We start from the raw sequence: 17,275 nt of genomic DNA on the forward strand, positions 1-17,275 counted from the left end.
CCAAGAAGGTCACCGCCAAGCTGACTGGCTCAGGCCCGATGACGAGCGCGCTACGGGCGCGCCACTCGTCTCGGCGATGAAGCCCGGCAGGCGTCGGTAGATCGCCGCGCCGGTGCGGTCGAAGGCTTCCTGGCCGAAGCGCTCCAGCACGCGCGCACGCGCCGCCAAGCCCATCCGCGCCAGGCGCTCGGGCCGTGACAGCAGACGCCCCAGCGCCTCCGCCAGCGCCCAGGGATCGCCGGGCGGCACGGTCAGGCCCGTCACGCCGTTCTCGATGCTGTAAGGCAGCTCGCCAACGCTGGAGGCGATGACCGGCAGACCCGCCTGCATGGCCTCGTGGGCGGCGAGGCAGAGGCCCTCGGACCGCGACGGCTGCAGATAGAGATGCAGATCGGCCAGGAACTCCAGGGGCCGGTCGTTGAAACCGGTGAACTCGATGAAGCTGAGACCGTAGCGCTCGACGCGTTCTTCCAGGGCTGCGCGCGCCCTGCCCTCGCCGGCGATCCGCACCCGGATCGCGGCCGGCAGGCAGCAGCCCTGCGTCTGCAGCCGCAGCAGCGCCTCGATCAGGATGTCGTAGCCCTTCACAGAATGCAGTCGCCCCAGTGACCCCAGCTCCAGGGTCTGCCCCGGACGCCAGGGATAGGCCCGATACGTGTCAGGATTTGCAGCGAACAGCGGCCACGTGATCAGCCGTTCGGGCGGAACCTCCAACCGTTCGGCGGTCAGGTCGGTGACGCTGTGGGAATCGCCGACCCACAGTCGCGAACCCGCCCGGCGCAGATGCAGCAGCAACAGGTTCGCCAGCTTCAGCCGCGCGGCGTGCTGCCAGCTGACCACGGGCACGGCCAGGCGCTTGCCGACGATCTGGCCCAGCAAGGTCGCGCGAGTCAGCGAGGTCCAGATGACGTCGGGCCGCCAGTCTCGCAGCTGGGCGTCCAGCCAGGCCAGGGCCTTGCGATGATCCGTCTCGCCGCCTTTCCGGACGTGGACGGTCAGGCCCGCCGCCTCCAGGAGCGGCGCGGCGCGACCATCGCGGCGGGTCAGGGCGAAGATCTCGATGTGAGCGCCCTGGGCGATCAGGGCCCGCGCCACGGCCGGCGTCGGCAGGGCCGCGCCACCGCCCTCGACCGAGTTGATCACATAGGCGATGCGCAGCTCAGCCATGGGCCCGCTCCGGTTCGGCCTGCTCCAGCTTCGGGAGCGCCGCCATCGACCAGTCCAGGCCCGCGAAGCGCGCCACCGCCCGCGCGGCGCGGGCCGCAGAGGGCTCCTCGGTCAGGTCGAAGCTCTCGGCGAACATCGCCTGCTGCACGGGGCGCCAGCGGGTCTCGTGCTCGGCCTGGGCGCAAGCCAGGGCGGCGCCCAGCTGGTCCGGCGTCTCGATCACCGGCCCGGCCCGCCAGTGGCCGAAGTTGGCGTCGTCCCGCCAGGCGTGGCGGTGGGTGTTGAGGAAGACACACGGCCGGGGCTTCAGCAGGAACTCGTAGACCTGACTGGAGACGTCGCCGAGATAGATGTCTGCCCGCTGGGTGTAGGCCATGGTGGTCGAGGCGCGGCTGCCCAGGTCGATATGGATGTTGGGCGCGCGCAGATAGCGCTCTTCGATCCGCCCGGCGCGATCCAACCGCAGCTTGTCGATGGTGACCACGAACGGCCGCTCGAACAGCATGACGTGCGGGGCGAAGATCAGGTGGTGGTCGTCGTGCTCGACGAACCAATCCAACACCTGCCGGCCCGCCTCGTACCAGGACGACAGGTGCGGCGAGACGTGCGGGTTGTAGAGCACCACCGGCCGACCATCGTCGATCAGCGGATGGGTGGCCCGCCCTCGAGGCAGAAGATCGAACTTCGGATAGCCGACGACAGAAATCTTCAGCGGATCGACGCCGGTCTCGCTGACCAGACGATCACGGATCTTGCGGCCGGAAACCAGCACGTGGTCGAAATCGGCGCTGGCCTTGTCGAAGCCGATGGCGCGATCGCCCGCGCCGTGCCGCGTATGGATGATCTTCAGGTGATCCAGGCCATAGCGGGTCTTGAGGATCAGCGAGGTCTTCTCGGCCACGACCAGGATGTCCAGCGACCGGAAGAAGTCGAGATTGTCGCCATAGACCAGCAGCTTGGTCGCCGGCAGGACCGCCTCCGCCGTTGCGGCCAGGACCTGCGAGGTCCGACGCTTGAGACCCAGTTCAACCAGATCGACGCCGTGGCCGATCAGGCCTTCGCCCAAGCGGATCACCTCGGCGGTCATGCGCCGGTTGGTGGTCGCCACCACGATCTCCAGGCCCAGATCCGCTCGCGCCAACGCCAGGGCGATCGGCAGGCTGTGAGCCACCTGGTGGACCTGGTCGTGATTGAAGAGGAACCCGATGCGCATGGCCAAACGACGCCGTGGGCCAGGAACCCTCTCACCGATTTATCGGCCTCGCCTCAACCTCCGCGCGGCGCCCAGAGCGACCGGTCGATGCGCTTGACGTCGAACAGCGTAACCGGGCCACAGGCCGACAATGTATGCAGGCCCTGCGTGTATGGCCCTGCGCCAGTTGGAGGACTTAGCGGCGGTCCCGCTTCGGCTTCGAAATGTCGGGGGCCCAGCTTGAGGATCGTCAGTTGGCGGAGGCCGCCGCCATAGGTGTTCGTACAGTCCTGCACCGGGAGACGCGGCAGGCCGTGCTCAACCCACGCCGTGCCGCCCGGCCGGCTGGACGCCAGATCGTTGCGGACAGGATTGCCCGGATGCGTCCGCCATGGCCCCGTCAGGCGCTCGGCGTAGGCCAGATGAAGCCGTCCCTGCTTCCAGCGCTGCGGCCCCTTGGGCGAATAGGCCAGCCACCACAGGCCGTCGTGCTGGAACGGCGTGGCGTCGATGGCGGGCGTGTCCAGCGCCAGGGTGACAACCGGCTCCCAGACATCGGGAAACGCCGCCGCGCGGTAGAGCGTCAGCGCTCCGGACCGATAGGCCTCGGGCAGCATCCAGGTCTCGCCCTCGGCCTCGAAGATCTGTGGATAGGACAGGTGCCAGGGTTCCCGCAGCACGACCGACCGCCGAACCGGCGTGAACTCCGCGCCCAGTTCGATGTGCTCGATGACGCCGTGGCGGGTCCAGTAGTCATAGGCCTCGACGAACAGGTGCAGACGGCCGTCGCGCCAGACGCCGAACGGATCGGCCAGAAACTTCAGCCGCCCCTCCTCGGGCAGCCAATGGATGGTCGAGTCGGGAGCGAAGCCGCGTCGGATGACCTCGGCGATCGGGGCCTCGACCAGACCCACCCGCCAGATGTCTCGCCCGGGGATCTTCAGGCGCCAGTCAGTCATGGACGGCGCCGGCGGTCGCCAGCCTCGGGGCCATGGCGGCGCGCGCCAGATCGGCCGCGCCAAGCCCCACGATGACGACGAGATGCAGGGCCAGCGTCATGACGGCCAGCGCCGCCAGCAGCACGGCGACGCTGGAGTGCGTCCCCAGCAGGAGAAGCATCAGGTTCCCGAACACCAGGTCCTTGTTGGAGATCAGCGGGATGCGCGACACCAGGCAACGGATCGCCAGCAGCACGACCCAGAGACCGGAAGCGACTTGCGGCAGCGCCATCCGCCAGATCAGCACGGTTAGCAGAGACCAAGAGGCCAGACGCAGCCCACAGACGAGGGCGACGTAGCCCAACTGCCCCAAGCGCAGCGAGAACACCCGGTGCCCAAAGGCCAGGACGCCGAGCGAGATCGCCAGTGGAATGAGCCCCGACCACAGGGTCGGCCCCAGCCGTCCGGCGAAATCGAGATCGTGCAGCCGCGCGGCGCTGACCATCGCCAAGACCAGGGTCAGGAGATTTCCCATCAGCGCCGAGACGATGTTGGCGTCCTTGATGGCGGCGAAGGGCTCGGCGACAACGCCGGCCGCTCGCCGCGCCCAGACATAGAGGAACGCCTCGCCGCTGTAGCCGAGCACGACCTCGTTGATGACGTTCTTGCGCAGCAGGGTCTCAATACCCGCCACGGGCATGTTCCAGAGACGGCGGAAGATCGCGTAGTCGAACAGCGTCTGCGTCAGATAGAGCAGCAGGAAGGCCGGCCAGACGAGCGGCGGCAGCCCGCTGATCGTCTTCAGGACATCCGAGGTCGCGTCTCCCAGTTGCAGGGCGATGGCCGCGACCAGCCCGATTGAAAGGGCGCCGCCCAGCCAGGGCCACCACCGCGCCGCCTTTTCCCGCGCGGTTCGGCTCACGCCCGCGCCCCGGCCGCGATCGACCCGTAGTGATCGAAGAGATCGGCGAAGTGGTCGATGTCCCGGCGAACCCTGGCGGCGGCTTCGATGGCGGCCGCCCTCAGCGCGCCGGGGTCGCGCGCCAGCAGCCGACGGATCGCCGCCGCCGCGGCCTCGGTGTCGCCGGCGCGATAGAGTTCCGAGGTCGCCGGTTGGGCCAGATGGGCGAAGCCGCCGCGATCGGGTCCCACGACGGGAAGCCCGCTGGCCATGGCCTCGGCCGGGATCAGGCCGAAGGTCTCTGACTCGCAGCCGTGTACCAGGGCATCGGCGCTGGCCAGGTGGGCCGCCAGCAGGCCGCGATCGCGGATCGGCGGCAGGATGCGGACGTGAGGATGGCCGGCGGCCGCACGGGCCACGCGCGTACGGTCGATGCCGTCACCGATCAAGACGAGGCCGATCGGGGCGTCGGCGCGGGCGCGCATCGCCGCCTCGATCACCATCGGCCAGCGTTTCTCCGGATGGAAGCGTCCGACGCCGAGGACCAGCTTGGCGTCGTCGGGACAGGCGCAGGCCGCCAGCAGGCTGGACCTCAGCGCCTCGTCGCGCCTGGCGGGCGAGAACGCGCCGCGATCGATGCCCAGAGGCACGCTCTCCACCGCGCCCACGCCCTGCCCCGTCAGGCGGTCGGCGAGCCAGGGCCCGCCGGCGACGACCGAGCCGAAGCCCCCGGCCAGTTTACGCAGATAGCTCCAGAACCAGCCGAACAGCTGGTCGATCCGCTGAGGGCTGGCGACGGGGGCCAGCCATCGTTGCGGATAGGACGCCACCGGATCGGCATGCATGAACATGGCGCGCGGCGCTCGCCCCGCCCAGCTGGCGACGACCGCCGCGCCGCGCCACGGAGACGAGGCCTCGACCAAGTCGGGGGCCAGGACGTCGAGCTGGCGGTGAACGGGCGCCGCGTCCCAGAACATGTGATAGTTGGCGTCGAACGGCAGGCGCGGCGCCTGGACCTGGATCACGCCGCCCGAGCCACGCGGCTCGAAATGGTTCGCGGGTCCGGGCGCGATGACGAAAAGCTCGTGGCCCAGCTGGGCCGCGGCTTCGAACTTGCGATCGATATAGGTCCGCACGCCCCCGCCGGTGGGCGAATAGAATTCGGCGACATCCACTACGCGCATCATGCTTCCCGAAAGAGGCCCCGTCGCCCTGGCCCAAAGACGGCGTGGGCGGCGCGGGGTCTCATCGATTTCGAAAATCCGTGTGGGGGCGCCGCCCGCGCGACGTCTTGATCGCCAAGGCCAGGGGCGTGGCGCGTGGAAGGACTATCATGGACATCAAGGCGCTGACGCACACTGACGGTGCGCGCCCGTTGCGGATCGCCTTGTTCTCGGGGAACTACAACTACACCCTCGACGGAGCCAACAAGTCGCTGAACCGCCTGGTGGCCCACCTGCAGAGCACGATCGGCGCGCAGGTGCGGGTCTATTCCCCGACCGGACCCAATCCCGCTTTCGAACCGGCCGGCGACCTCGTCTCCGTGCCGTCGGTGAAGATCCCGTTCCGCCGCGACTACCGCCTGGCGCTGGGCCTGCCCGCCGCGCTTCGGCGGGACATCGAAGCCTTCAAGCCCGACCTCTTCCACCTGTCCGCGCCGGATCTCCTGGGCTCGGCCGCGCTGAAGTTCGGCCGCAAGCTGAAGGTCCCGGTGGTCGCCAGCTTGCACACCCTGTTCGACACGTATCTCGACTATTACGGCCTCGGCCAGTTGCGCCCGATGGTCCGTAACCAGCTCTGGAAGTTCTACGGGGCCTGCGACTACGTCATGGCCCCGACCGAGGCCATCGGCGACGAGCTTCGGGCCCAGAGCCCGACCACGCGCGTCCGGACCTGGGCGCGGGGCGTCGACGCCGACCTCTTCCATCCCGGACGGCGCGACGAGGCCTGGCGGCTGAACCAGGGCTTCGCGCCCGATCGTCCGGTGATCGTGTTCCTGGGCCGGCTTGTCATGGAAAAGGGCCTGGCGGCCTTTGCCGCGACCCTTGGCCAGCTCGAAGCGGCGGGTCATGCGCCCCAGGTGCTGGTGATCGGCGATGGCCCCGCCCGCGCCTGGTTCCAGGAGCGGCTGCCTGGCGCGATGTTCGCCGGCTTCCTGTCGGGCGAGGCCTTGGCCACGACCCTGGCTAGCGGCGACATCTTCCTCAACCCCAGCACCACCGAGACCTTCGGCAACGTCAATCTCGAGGCGATGGCCTCGGGTCTCGCCATGGTTTGCGCCGATGCGCCCAACACCCGCGCGCTGCTGCGCCACGGCCACAACGCGCTCCTCTGCGCAGATCAGCCGTCAGCCTATGCCGACGCGTTGTCGGGCTTGCTGGTCGATCGCGAGGAACGGCTTCGCCTCGGCGCCGAGGCCCTTGCCCGCAGCGCCACCTATCGCTGGACGGAAATCCTGGATGAGGTTGTGGAGATCTACGCCGAGGCCCTCGATAAACGCCCCGCCTCGCGTGTGCTGCTCACGCCCGCTTGGTGTTCCGACGGCCTGGCCGAGCCACAACCGGCCGGCTTGCCCGCGATCTGAGCACGCCCATGATCGCGACAATCCTCGACCGCTACCTGCTGAGGCGGGCCCTGATACCGATGGCGGCCGTGCTGATCAGCACGATGGTCGTGTTCCTGATGGAGCGCATCATGCGCTCCTTCCAGCTGGTGTCGCAGACGACGGACGGCTTCAAATATCTCTCCGAGCTGCTGGTCAATCTCGTCCCGCACTATGTGGGCCTGACCCTGCCGGGCGGCTTCTTCATCGGCCTGTTCGTGGTCGTCAACGGCCTCAACAAGAGTTCGGAGATCGACGCGATCCTGGCCAGCGGCACGTCGCTGGGCCGCTTCGCCGCGCCCTTCGTTAGCCTCGGCATCCTGCTGATGGTCTTCAGCGTGCTGTTGTTCGGCTTCGTCCAACCCTACAGCCGCTACGCCTATCACGCCGTGCTGCACGCGGTCGAAAAGGCCGGGTGGAACGGCGACGTACGGCCCAAGGCCCTGCTGTCCAACGGCTCGCTCTTCCTGACCGCCGATCGCACCGACGCCAGCGGTCGCCATCTGGAGCGCGTCTTCATCCGCAAGATCGAGCCGGACGGGCGCGAGGATGTCCTGACGGCGGTTTCGGCGGTCGTTCGTAGGGACACTGGCGATCAAAGCGTCACGCTGGACCTGCACGACGGCCGGCAGATCAGCACGACGCCTGACGCCCAAGTCTATGTGACCAAGTTCGCGGCCGTCTCTTTCGATGTGCCCCTGTCGCTGTCCGGCAAGCTGTTCCGGGTCCGTGGCGACGATGTCAGCGAACTGACGCTCATCGAGCTGGCCCAGCAAGGGTTCGGCCAGGCCAAGCCCGCCCTACCCCGGCAGACCCTGCTGGCCGAGCTCTACGCCCGCGCGTCCCGAGCGCTGATCCTGCCCCTGCTGCCGCTGCTGGCCGTTCCCTTCGGCCTCAGCGCCAAGCGCGCTGGGGCAGGCTCGGCGATGGCCACGGGCGGGGTCCTGCTGTTCCTGTTCGAAACGGCGATGATCCTCGGCCAGGCCATGACCTCGAGCGCAAGCGTTCCGGCGCTCCTCGCCGTCGGTGCGCCCGCCGCCGCCTTCGCGGTCCTCTGCGTCGCCACCTGGGTCGCCAGCCGGAAACGCCCTGGCGAGAACCCGGTCAGCTGGGTGACCGAACGCATCGCCGCGCTCTTCGCCGCCATCGCCCAGGCGTTCGGCGCACGCCGCGCTGTCGCTTAGCGCCAGTCGCCACACTCTCGCCCGACTTGCCTTCGTCGCGCCGTCAAGCCATGTCTCTTGGTTCCCACCGACTCCTTCAGCGGGACTTACGTCCTGGCGATGATCATCGACGCCGACAGCCTGACCCCGACCTCGCCCTTCGTCCGCCGCGCCATCCGTGCGCGCGCCCGATGAAGGACGCCTCCACCGATCTCACGCCGCTGGCGGCCGCCTATCTGCAACGCCGCGACGACATGCGGCGGTTCTTCCTGGCGCGTCTGGGCGGTCGTGGTGATGTCGAGGACCTGGTCCAGGAACTCTATCTGAAGGTCCAGGCGGTCACCGAGGAGCCGATCGAGAACCCACCGGCCTATCTGTACCGCCTGGCCTCGAACCTGATGCTGGACCGCCTGCGCCGCGCCAAGCGCTCGGGCGCGCGCGACACCGAGTGGCGCCGGACCCATCACGCCACCGTCGGGGCCCTGGACATCGCCGACACCCCGGACGCCGAAAGCGCGGTGATCGCCCGTCAGCGGCTGGAAAAGCTGTCGCAGGCGCTGGAGACCCTGTCGCCCGTGACCCAGCGCGTCTTCCGCCTGCACAAGTTCGAGGGCCTGACCCACGCCCAGACCGCCGAGCGGATGGGCATCTCGCGCAGCGCCGTCGAGAAGCACGTCAGCCTTGCCCTCGGCCACCTCGTCAGCAGGGTGGGCCGATGATTGTGACAGAAATGCCTCACCTTACCGGGATGTGGAGAGGACCTTGCGGCCCTGCGGCGTCATTGTGTCGGCGCCCGTTCCAGGCCAGGCGCGAAGGAAGCGCAAACCGTCGATGACCGAGTCCGTCCCACACGATCCGATCCAGCAGACGGCGGCCGACTGGTTCGCCAAGCTGCAGGGCGATGCCGCTCTCGAAGACTGGACGGCGTTCCAGGCCTGGCTGGAAGCCGACCCGGCGCACGCGGCCGCCTATGAGGCGGTCGAGGCGGTGTGGCTCGACCTGGAAGACCTCCCAGCCAACGACATCGAGGCCGAAGCGCCGCTGCCGGCCAACGTCACGCCCCTGCGCCGTCCGCCCCCCGCCTCGCGGCGCGGCCTGCTGATCGGCCTCGGCGTGGCCGCCGCGGCGGCGGTCGTGGCGCTGGTCGTGACACCGCAACTGACCCAGCCGACCTTCACCGACTATTCGACCCGGCGCGGCGAGACCCGGGAGGTCGCCCTGGCCGATGGCTCGCGACTGACCCTGGGCGGCGCGACCACCCTGCGCGTCCGGCTCGGCGCCAAGCAGCGCGACGTGACCCTGGTCGACGGCGAGGCCAGCTTTGATGTCGCCCATCTGGAGAACCGCCCCTTCGTGGTGGCGGTCGGCGCGCGTGAAGTGCGGGTGCTGGGTACGGAGTTCAATATCCTCAGCCACGCTGACCAACTGGCGGTCTCGGTGCGTCGCGGCCTCGTCGCCGTCTCGGGCGGCCAGGAGGGAACCGTGAGGCTGGCGCGCGGCCAGCAGTTGGCGAAGGCGCCGGGCGCGGCCGCCAAGGTGACCGAGGTCGCGCCAGATACCGCCTTCGCCTGGAAGTCCGGCAAACTGATCTACGACCGCACGCCGCTGACTCAGGTCGCCGCCGACCTCAATCGCTATGTCGCCACGCCGATCCGCGTTGATCCCAGCGCCGCCTCGGTGACAGTGTCGGGCGTCCTGCTGGTCGATGAGGAGGCCGCCATGATCCGGCGCCTGGAACTGTTCGCGCCCATCGTCGCCGAGACGACGCCCAACGGGGTCATCCTCAAGGCCAAGACGGCCCGCCGCTGACCGTGACGGGCAAGGTCGATCGCGGCGGCGTCTGGGTCGCGGCCCTGGGCGCGAGCCTGGCCAGCCTCGCCGGCGCACCGGCCGAGGCCGCGCCGCGCCTGTTCGCCGGCCGGCCATCGCCCGTCGTGCGGCTGCAGATCGCCGCCAAGCCCGTCCACGCGGCCCTGATCGATTTCGCCCTGCAGGCCGAGCTGTCGTTGGGTGGCGATCTCGAAGCTTGTCGGGGCCAGGCTGCAGCCCTGACAGGACGCCTGTCGGTCACAGCCGCGCTCGATCGACTGCTGGCCGGCAGCGGCTGCGGTTACAGCCAGCCCGATCCGCGCACGGTGATCATCCATCGCCTGGCGGCCCCGCCACGTTCCGCCAAGCCTGCCCCCGCAGCCGTTGCGCCGCTGGGCCTGGGCGAAGTCGTGATCACCGCTCAGCGCTACCCCAACCTGCCGGGCCGCACACCCTACGCCATCTCGGTGGTGTCGGGCGGCGCGCTGGAACGTGAGGCGGTCACCAGCCTCTACGACCTGACCGGCCAGATCGCCGGCATGACGGTGACCAACCTGGGCCCCGGCCGCGACAAGGTGCTGCTGCGCGGCCTGTCGGACGGCGCGTTCACGGGCCAGACCCAGTCGATGGTCGCGCTCTATCTCGACGACGTGCCGATCACCTATAGCGCGCCCGATCCGGATCTGCGGCTGGCTGATGTCGAGCGGGTGGAGATCATGCGCGGGCCACAAGGCACGCTTTATGGCGGCGGCTCGCTGGGCGGGGTGATGCGGATCGCCACCCGCAAGCCGGACCTCGATCGTTACCAGGCCAGCGTCCTGGCCGGCTTCGGCTGGACCAAGGGCGGCAGCTACGGCGACGAGGTGGAGGCGATGGCCAACCTGCCGCTTGTCCATGGCCGCGTGGCCTTGCGGACCGTGGCCTATCGCGAGACCCAGGACGGCTATATCCGCAATCCGGCCCTGGGCCTTCGCCGCGCCAACGCCTCGTCGCGCGCCGGCGTGCGGGCCAGCCTGCGCGCGGCCCTGACACAGGACTGGACCCTGACCCTGGGCCTGACCCACCAGTCGATCAACAACCAGGACACCCAGTACGGCCTGCGGCGACTGGGCCCCAAGGTGCGCGACAGCCTGGTGCGCGAGCCGCACGACAACGATTTCGACCACGTATCCCTGACGCTGACGGGCGAAGGCGACTGGGGGCGGGTTACGGGCTCGGTCTCGCAGTTGTCGCACCACTTCGATAGCCGCTACGACGCCACCTCGGTCTCGACGCTCTACGGTCTGGCCGGCGCGCCGGCGGCGTTCGACGAGGACAAGGGCATCGACCTGACGGTGGCCGAAGTCACCTACGCCACGCCTAGCCAGCATCGCCTGCACGGCCTGGTCGGCGCCTTCGCCTCGACAGGATCGATCCGGCTGAACACCAGCCTGAGCGCCCTCCCCGCCGGCTCGCCAGCCGCCTATGCCGAGAAGCGGCGCGACGCCATTCGCGAGACAGCGCTCTATGGCGAGGTGACCTTCGACGCCACGCCGCGCCTGTCGGCGACGGCGGGCCTGCGCTGGTTCGATTTCCGGTTCGACACCGACTCGACGATCACTCAGCCAGCCGGCCAGCGCCAGACCTCCCAATCCGACGACGCTATGGGCCTCTCGCCCAAGCTCCTGGTCAGCTACGACGCCAAGCCGGGCCTGCTGGTCTACGCTCAAGCCGCCGAGGGCTATCGGCCCGGGGGCTTCAACACCGCCGGTCGCATCGGCCAAGTGTTCGACATGCCCGGAACCCCGCCGCGCCGCTACAAGGCCGACGAGCTGTGGAACTACGAGCTGGGCCTGAAGCTGCGCGCCTTCGACGACCGCCTGCAGGGTCGCGCGGCGGTGTTCTACGCCACCTGGGAGTCGGTGCAGAGCGACCAGTACCTGGCCGACGGCGCGGCCTACACCGCCAATATCGGCAACGGCGCCAATCGCGGCGTCGAGGCCGAGGCCGCCTTCCGGGTCAGCGAGCGGCTGGACCTGCGCGCCGCGGCGCTGCTCAACGATCCGGAAGTCACCAAGCTCAACCCGGCCTTCAGCACGCGCAAGGACGCCAGCCTGCCTGGCGTGGCGCGGGCCACGGCCAGCCTGGGCTTCGACTATCATCGGGACTTGGCGATCGGCCCGACGCTGCGCCTCCAGGGCCAAGCGTCATACGTCGGCGGTTCCTACCTGACCTTCGACGCCGACACCGCCCACGAGATGGGCGAGTATCTGGGCCTGCGGGGCGTGGCCAGCCTGACCACGCCGGGCTGGACGCTGGCGGCCACGCTGGACAACCCGCTGAACAACCACGCCAACAGCTTCTCGTTCGGCAATCCGTTCCTGATCACCCGCGACCAGATCGTCACCCCGCCGCGTCCCCGGACCCTGACGGTGCGACTGACGGCCCGCTTCTAGGCGGACCCCAGGGTCCCGGGCGCGGATCGACAACTAGACCGATCGCTGGAAGCGCGACCGATTGGCCTCGACGAACGCCTCGACCGTCATCAGCGGACCGCCGATGATCTTCGCACCGATATCGTCCAAGCCGGCGATCCGGCCTTCCAGCTGGTCGATCGAGACCGCCTCGAAGTGGCGACGCAGGGTTTCATGGCCCTCGAGACCCAGGATATCGAGGAACACCGACGGCGTGACCTGCTCAAATGGCAGGTCGACGCCCAGCACGCGGCCGACCTCGGCCGCCAGCTCCTCGTGGCTGTATTCCTTGGGGCCGTGCAGCTGGTAGGCCTGACCACCGTGTCCCTCCGGCGCTTCCAGGATGTTGGCGACGATCCTGGCCGTGTCGGCCGCGGCCAGCGGCGCGAAGCGGGCGTCCTTGCTGAACGGCATCACATAGCGACCGTGCTGGATCAGCGGCGAGATGTAGAGCAGCCATTCGGCGAAGAAAGTGACGCGCAGGTGGGTGGTCGCGATGCCCAACCAGTCGAACACCTGCTCCGACAGCCAGTGGTTCTGGGTGATCTTGCTGCGGGCGTTGGGTCCTGACTGCTTGTGAGACATGTTCACGATGTGCTCGACGCCCTGCTCCCGCGCCGCCTGGGCGAAGATCACGGCCGCTTCGACCAGCCCTTCGGCCAGGGGAAAGCAGAAGTAGGCGCGCTGAACGCCCTGGAGCGCCTGGCGGATATCGCGCAGGCTCGAGAGATCGCCATAGACCACCTCGGCCCCGAGAGCCGCCAGCTCTTGCGAGCGACCATCTTCACGCCGGGCCAGGGCTCGAACCTTGAAGCCCTTCTTCAGCAGTTCCCGCACCGTCGGCCGGCCCGTGTCGCCGGTCGCGCCGGTCACCAGAATGGTCGTCATCGTCATCTCCACGCTCGCTGCACCGCCTGGCGATTGCCAGACTTAATGTTGCATATGCAGCATATGGCGCGACAATGATGCATATGCAACATTAAGTCTGGCCAGAGTGGATCAGCCGCGCATGATGTCGTCGGCGACGGTCTTGATGGCGCTCATGCCTGCTTGGCCCAAAACCTCGGCCGCGCGGGCCTGGGCCGATCGCCAGGCGGGCATCGACGCAAACAAAAGGTCCTCGCCCGCCCGGCTCAGCCGCAAGGGCCGCTGACGGCCGTGAACCTGATCGGGGATCTCCTCGATCCAGCCCGCCTCCATCAGCACCTTGAGGTTCCGGGTCAGGGTGGAGCGATCCAAGTGGTTGGCGCGGCCAATCTCGGCTCGGGTCGCCACGCCCATCCGCATGATCGAGCCAAGCAGCGTGTGCTGCGAGGATTGCACGCCGAACGGCCGGAATGCCTCGTCGAAAATGCCGGTCATGACCCGCGAGATCAGCCGCGTCCGCGCGATCATGCAGGTCTCCTCGACCTCGCGCATCAGCGCCTGCCGTTCGGGCGAAAGGGTCCGGATGTCCATGGCCTTGAGGTGGTGCATATGCACCACCCGGTCAAGCGCCCAGCCCGTCCGCGAATGCAAGTGGCCCGGCGCCGGGTTTCCCCGATGCCGGGCCGTGAGGCCTTCCTGGACGGCGCTGCCGTCGTCAGAAGCGGGCGTTCAGGCTGACCTTCGCCGCTCGCCCCGAGGCCGGCGAGATGTTGTTGTTGCTGTCGGCGTACTGGAAGTAGCGCTTGTCGAACAGGTTCTCGACATTGAGCTGCAGGTCGTAGCGAGCGTTGACCTTGTAGTAGAGCGCGCCATCGACGCGGGTGTAGCCGGCCAGCGAGACGGTGTTGTCCGTCGCGGCGAACCGCTTGCCCATGCTGGTCACGCCGATCGCGCCGCCGAAGGTCTTGTTCGGGTCATAGCGCAGCCAGACCGCGCCCGACGACTTGGGCACGTGGTTGACGCGGTTGCCGGCCCGCACCGTCGCCGACTGCGAGTCCAGGAACTTGGCGTCGGTATAGGTATAGGACGCCACCACGCTGAGCTGGCGGGTGATTTCGCCCTGAGCGCTCAGCTCCACGCCCTTGGACCGCTGGCGGCCGATCGGGATGGTCGGCGAGGCGGCGTTGTTGGGATCGCTCAGCGCCAGGACGTTGTCGCGGTCCAGCTGGAAGATCGCGGCGCTGAGGTTGAAGGTCGGCAGAACGTCCCACTTCGCGCCCAGCTCGTAGTTCTCGTACTTTTCCGGATCCAGGCTCTGGTTGGAAAGGTTCAGCGCCGCCAGTTGGTCGCCGCCGCGCGGCAGGTAGCTCTTCGAATACGAGGCGTAGATCGAGGTGTTGGCGGCGGGCTTGTAGATCGCCCCCACGCGCGGCGACCACAGATTGTCGGTGGCGCTGAAATCACGCTGCGTACCGGCCGCCAGGAAGGGATTCCGGTTGGTGACGTCGGTCTGATAGTGCTCGTAGCGGACGCCGGCGATGACCTGGACGTTCGGCGACAGCTCGATCTGGTCCTGGACGTAGCCGGCCGCGACCTTGGCGATGCTGAAGTTGTGGCCGCTGGTGGCGGCTTCGCGCCATTGGATGTCCGGACGGCTGATCTGCGAGGCCGTGACCGGCACGAAGATGGTCTGCACGCCGCTGGCGCTGGTCGCGGTGGGGAAGAAGCCTTCGGTGCGCAGGTTGCTGGTCGTCTGGCGGCCGAACTCCGCGCCGATCAGCAGGGTGTGCTCGACGCCGCCCGTCGAGATCTTCGCGTTGAGATCGGTCTGGTTGATCAGGTTCCGGCGCTTGGCCCCGTTGTTGTAGGCGCTGATCGCCACGATCGAGCCCGGCGCATAGACGCCCGCCGTTAGGCCGACCGGGTTGGTCTGGGCCGTGGTGTTCACCGCGCCCGGGAAGACGTTCTGATAGAAGCGGTCATAATAGGCGTAGCGCGTGCGGTTGCGGATCGACACGCTGTCGCTGAAGCGATGCTCGACGAAGATCGTGCCGGCGTTGGAATCCACCCAGTTGGGGCTCTGATCCGGATCGCCGAAGAACTGGCCGCGCGGCGTCTCCAGCGGCTTGCCCTGGTAGGACGACACGCCGCGATCGCCGATGCGCTTGTCGTGGAAGCGCTCGTAGCCGATCGACAGGGTGGTGTCCGGATCGAGCTTGAAGGTCGCCGTCGGGTTGAAGCCCCAGCGCTTGTTCCAGACGCCGTCGCGGAAGCTGCCGCTGTCCTGCCAGACCCCAGCCGCGCGCAGCGAGATGGTCTCGCTGACCGGCGCGCCCAGATCGACCTGGCCGCGATAGTGATCATAGCTGCCGGCCTCCAGTCGCGCGCCCAGGTGCTGCTGGCCATCCGCGACCTTGGTCACGCGGTTGATCAGGCCACCGGTGATGCCGCGACCGAAGATCATGGCGTTGGGGCCCTTGAAGACCTCCAGGCGCTCGATGTTGTAGAGGTCGCGATAGCTCTGGGTGTCGTCGCGCACGCCGTCGACGAAGAAGCTGGCGGTCGTCAGATTGCCCCGGAAGCTCAGCGTGTCGCGGTTGTTCTCGCCCTGCGATGAGAAGACGCCCGGCACGTAGCGCACCGCGTCGCCGATGCCGTTGGCGGCCTGGTCCTCGATCTGCTTGACCGAGACGACGTTGACCGCCTGCGGCACGTCGATCAGCGCCGTCGGCGTCTTGGTGGCCGAGGTGATCGCGCCGGTCTTGTAGGACGTCTGGCCGGTGATCGTGACGCCGCTGACCTCGGTGGAGGTCTGCGCCAGGGCCGGCATGGCCAGAAGGCTCGCCGCCGAGGCCAGAAGCAAGGCGCGCGAAGGCGCGCCGCGGAACACGCGGTTGATCGACATCTGATTGAAATCCCGGACCTGAAGCTCGCTTAAGTGCGAACGATTTTCATTCGCGCCCTATAGCCCCAGGCCCGAGCCGGCTCAGCCGAAAATTTCAAAGCTTGGGGATTTGTATAAAAATGGAAATATAGCGGTAATGTCGGCGCCGCCGCCCATCTGCTTCCATGAACTAAGAGCGTCGTTTCGGCGGTCGCGCAAGACTCGACCCAGTCCTTAAGATCAGGGATGGTCGCCGGCCACACCGGCGCGGAATGTTCGACGACCCATGCCCACAATCGGCCCCCTGAAACTCAAGGCCCAGATTCTCCTCGACACCGTGCCGGCGATGGGGCCTGGCAAGGCCGACCTGCTGGAAGCCATCGACCACGCCGGTTCGATCTCCGGCGCCGGTCGCGACCTGGGCATGAGCTACAGGCGCGCCTGGATGCTGGTCGACGAGATGAACCGCTGCTGGCGCGAACGCCTTGTCGAGACCCAGTCCGGCGGAGGCTCTGGCGGCGGCGCCAAGCTGACGGACCAGGGCCATAGGATTCTTCGCGCTTATCGCGGCCTGGAAGCCAGGTTGGCCAAGGCGGCGGCCGGGGACGATCTCGAAATCCTGACCGCCCTCCTGCGCGAGGACATCGCGCCGGTGGTTGAGCGCTCCTAGCCCGCGCGCCGCAGCGCCAAGGGCGCCTCGGCGTCCTGGACGAACCAGTCATCACCAGGCGTCGCGGCCCCGCGACGCACGCGGTGGGCCTCCAGCGCCCGCTCGGACCGCGATCGCACCGCCACCCAGACACAGTTGCCCCGCGTGAAGTCGCCGGTCTTGTCGCGCCGATCGAGAACCGCCCCGGCCGGACGTTCGCCCATGTCGGCCAGGAAGGCCTCGAAGTCGTCGGCCCAGGCCGCGCCGACGACGACGCCCTGGGCCCCGAAGTCACGGAAGCGCGGCGAAGCGGGATTGCCGCACCAGGTGCTGATCTGCTGCCAGGCGCGATAGGTCGGGCCGTGACGCTTCTGGGCGCGATGGCCGTGCACGGTCAGGCGCGCGGCGGAGACTTCCCGATGCAGACAGCCACAGCTGGACGTCTTGCCCGAACGCACCCGCGCGCCGCTGATCACGGCGGTCTGGCCACAATCGCATTGGAACAGCCAGTGGGCGTGACCGCGCCGGGTCTCGGCGAAGGCGACGCCGTAGAGACGGCCGTACCGCTCTCCGGTCATGTCGATCCTGATCTTCACGTCCGCGTTCCCGCTCGCCGTCTATCCGGACACGCTATATACGACCGAATATAG

15 protein-coding genes are annotated in these 17,275 nt (G+C 68.4%); 6 read left to right on the forward strand and 9 right to left on the reverse strand.

Annotated features, from left to right (window positions below; translation table 11 throughout):
• Window positions 1–9 precede the first annotated feature (9 nt).
• The 5 genes from AC07YH_RS19760 to AC07YH_RS19780 are packed head-to-tail and all read right to left on the reverse strand — an operon-like array spanning window position 10 to window position 5,382.
• Window positions 10–1,167, reverse strand: a complete 1,158-nt coding sequence (locus AC07YH_RS19760) for a glycosyltransferase family 4 protein (protein WP_494748666.1) — start codon at window positions 1,165–1,167, stop codon at window positions 10–12.
• A complete protein-coding gene (locus AC07YH_RS19765; RefSeq protein ID WP_494748667.1) occupies window positions 1,160–2,380 on the reverse strand; it encodes a CDP-glycerol glycerophosphotransferase family protein in 1,221 nt (406 codons plus the stop codon). Before AC07YH_RS19765 ends, AC07YH_RS19760 begins: the two co-directional genes overlap by 8 nt.
• Window positions 2,381–2,433: 53 nt before the next feature.
• Complete coding sequence (locus tag AC07YH_RS19770) at window positions 2,434–3,318, reverse strand: glucosamine inositolphosphorylceramide transferase family protein (RefSeq protein WP_494748668.1); 885 nt, start codon at window positions 3,316–3,318, stop codon at window positions 2,434–2,436.
• The gene (locus AC07YH_RS19775) at window positions 3,311–4,219 is read right to left on the reverse strand and encodes a hypothetical protein (protein WP_494748669.1); all 909 of its coding nucleotides are present in this window, start codon (window positions 4,217–4,219) and stop codon (window positions 3,311–3,313) included. Before AC07YH_RS19775 ends, AC07YH_RS19770 begins: the two co-directional genes overlap by 8 nt.
• Window positions 4,216–5,382, reverse strand: a complete 1,167-nt coding sequence (locus AC07YH_RS19780) for a glycosyltransferase (RefSeq protein WP_494748670.1) — start codon at window positions 5,380–5,382, stop codon at window positions 4,216–4,218. The genes AC07YH_RS19775 and AC07YH_RS19780 overlap by 4 nt, the downstream gene beginning before the upstream one ends.
• A 149-nt stretch (window positions 5,383–5,531) precedes the next feature.
• On the opposite strand from AC07YH_RS19780, the gene AC07YH_RS19785 reads away from it, so the two are divergent.
• The 5 genes from AC07YH_RS19785 to AC07YH_RS19805 all read left to right on the forward strand — a co-directional run bounded on the left by AC07YH_RS19785 (window position 5,532) and on the right by AC07YH_RS19805 (window position 12,207).
• Window positions 5,532–6,782 (forward strand): glycosyltransferase family 4 protein, encoded by a 1,251-nt coding sequence (locus tag AC07YH_RS19785; protein WP_494748671.1) that lies wholly within the window; start codon window positions 5,532–5,534, stop codon window positions 6,780–6,782.
• A gap of 8 nt (window positions 6,783–6,790) precedes the next feature.
• Window positions 6,791–7,984, forward strand: a complete 1,194-nt coding sequence (locus AC07YH_RS19790) for an LptF/LptG family permease (protein WP_494748672.1) — start codon at window positions 6,791–6,793, stop codon at window positions 7,982–7,984.
• 170 nt (window positions 7,985–8,154) lie between these two features.
• On the forward strand, window positions 8,155–8,682 hold the full coding sequence (locus AC07YH_RS19795; protein WP_494748673.1) for an RNA polymerase sigma factor: 528 nt from the start codon (window positions 8,155–8,157) through the stop codon (window positions 8,680–8,682).
• Window positions 8,683–8,794: 112 nt separating this feature from the next.
• Complete coding sequence (locus tag AC07YH_RS19800; protein ID WP_494748674.1) at window positions 8,795–9,772, forward strand: FecR family protein; 978 nt, start codon at window positions 8,795–8,797, stop codon at window positions 9,770–9,772.
• A 2-nt stretch (window positions 9,773–9,774) separates the two neighbouring features.
• On the forward strand, window positions 9,775–12,207 hold the full coding sequence (locus tag AC07YH_RS19805; RefSeq protein ID WP_494748675.1) for a TonB-dependent receptor: 2,433 nt from the start codon (window positions 9,775–9,777) through the stop codon (window positions 12,205–12,207).
• 33 nt (window positions 12,208–12,240) lie between these two features.
• Here the strand turns inward: AC07YH_RS19805 and AC07YH_RS19810 are convergent, their stop codons facing one another.
• The 3 genes from AC07YH_RS19810 to AC07YH_RS19820 form a co-directional block, all read right to left on the reverse strand.
• Complete coding sequence (locus AC07YH_RS19810) at window positions 12,241–13,113, reverse strand: SDR family NAD(P)-dependent oxidoreductase (protein ID WP_494748676.1); 873 nt, start codon at window positions 13,111–13,113, stop codon at window positions 12,241–12,243.
• A gap of 111 nt (window positions 13,114–13,224) precedes the next feature.
• Window positions 13,225–13,701 (reverse strand): MarR family winged helix-turn-helix transcriptional regulator, encoded by a 477-nt coding sequence (locus AC07YH_RS19815; RefSeq protein ID WP_494748677.1) that lies wholly within the window; start codon window positions 13,699–13,701, stop codon window positions 13,225–13,227.
• A 106-nt stretch (window positions 13,702–13,807) separates the two neighbouring features.
• Window positions 13,808–15,997, reverse strand: coding sequence for a TonB-dependent receptor (locus AC07YH_RS19820; protein WP_494748678.1), 2,190 nt, complete (start codon window positions 15,995–15,997; stop codon window positions 13,808–13,810).
• Window positions 15,998–16,262: 265 nt separating this feature from the next.
• Here AC07YH_RS19820 and AC07YH_RS19825 point away from each other — a divergent pair, with 265 nt between their 5' ends.
• Window positions 16,263–16,646 carry a winged helix-turn-helix domain-containing protein gene (locus AC07YH_RS19825; protein ID WP_494748679.1) on the forward strand — a complete coding sequence of 128 codons (384 nt, stop codon included), beginning with the start codon at window positions 16,263–16,265 and terminating at the stop codon, window positions 16,644–16,646.
• On the opposite strand, the gene AC07YH_RS19830 is transcribed toward AC07YH_RS19825, so the two are convergent.
• Window positions 16,643–17,221: a hypothetical protein gene (locus AC07YH_RS19830; protein ID WP_494748680.1), complete on the reverse strand. Its 579-nt coding sequence runs from the start codon at window positions 17,219–17,221 to the stop codon at window positions 16,643–16,645. The genes AC07YH_RS19825 and AC07YH_RS19830 overlap by 4 nt on opposite strands.
• Between the last annotated feature and the right edge of the window lie 54 nt (window positions 17,222–17,275).

It is taken from the genome of Caulobacter sp. GW456-12-1-14-TSB4, assembly GCF_059424195.1.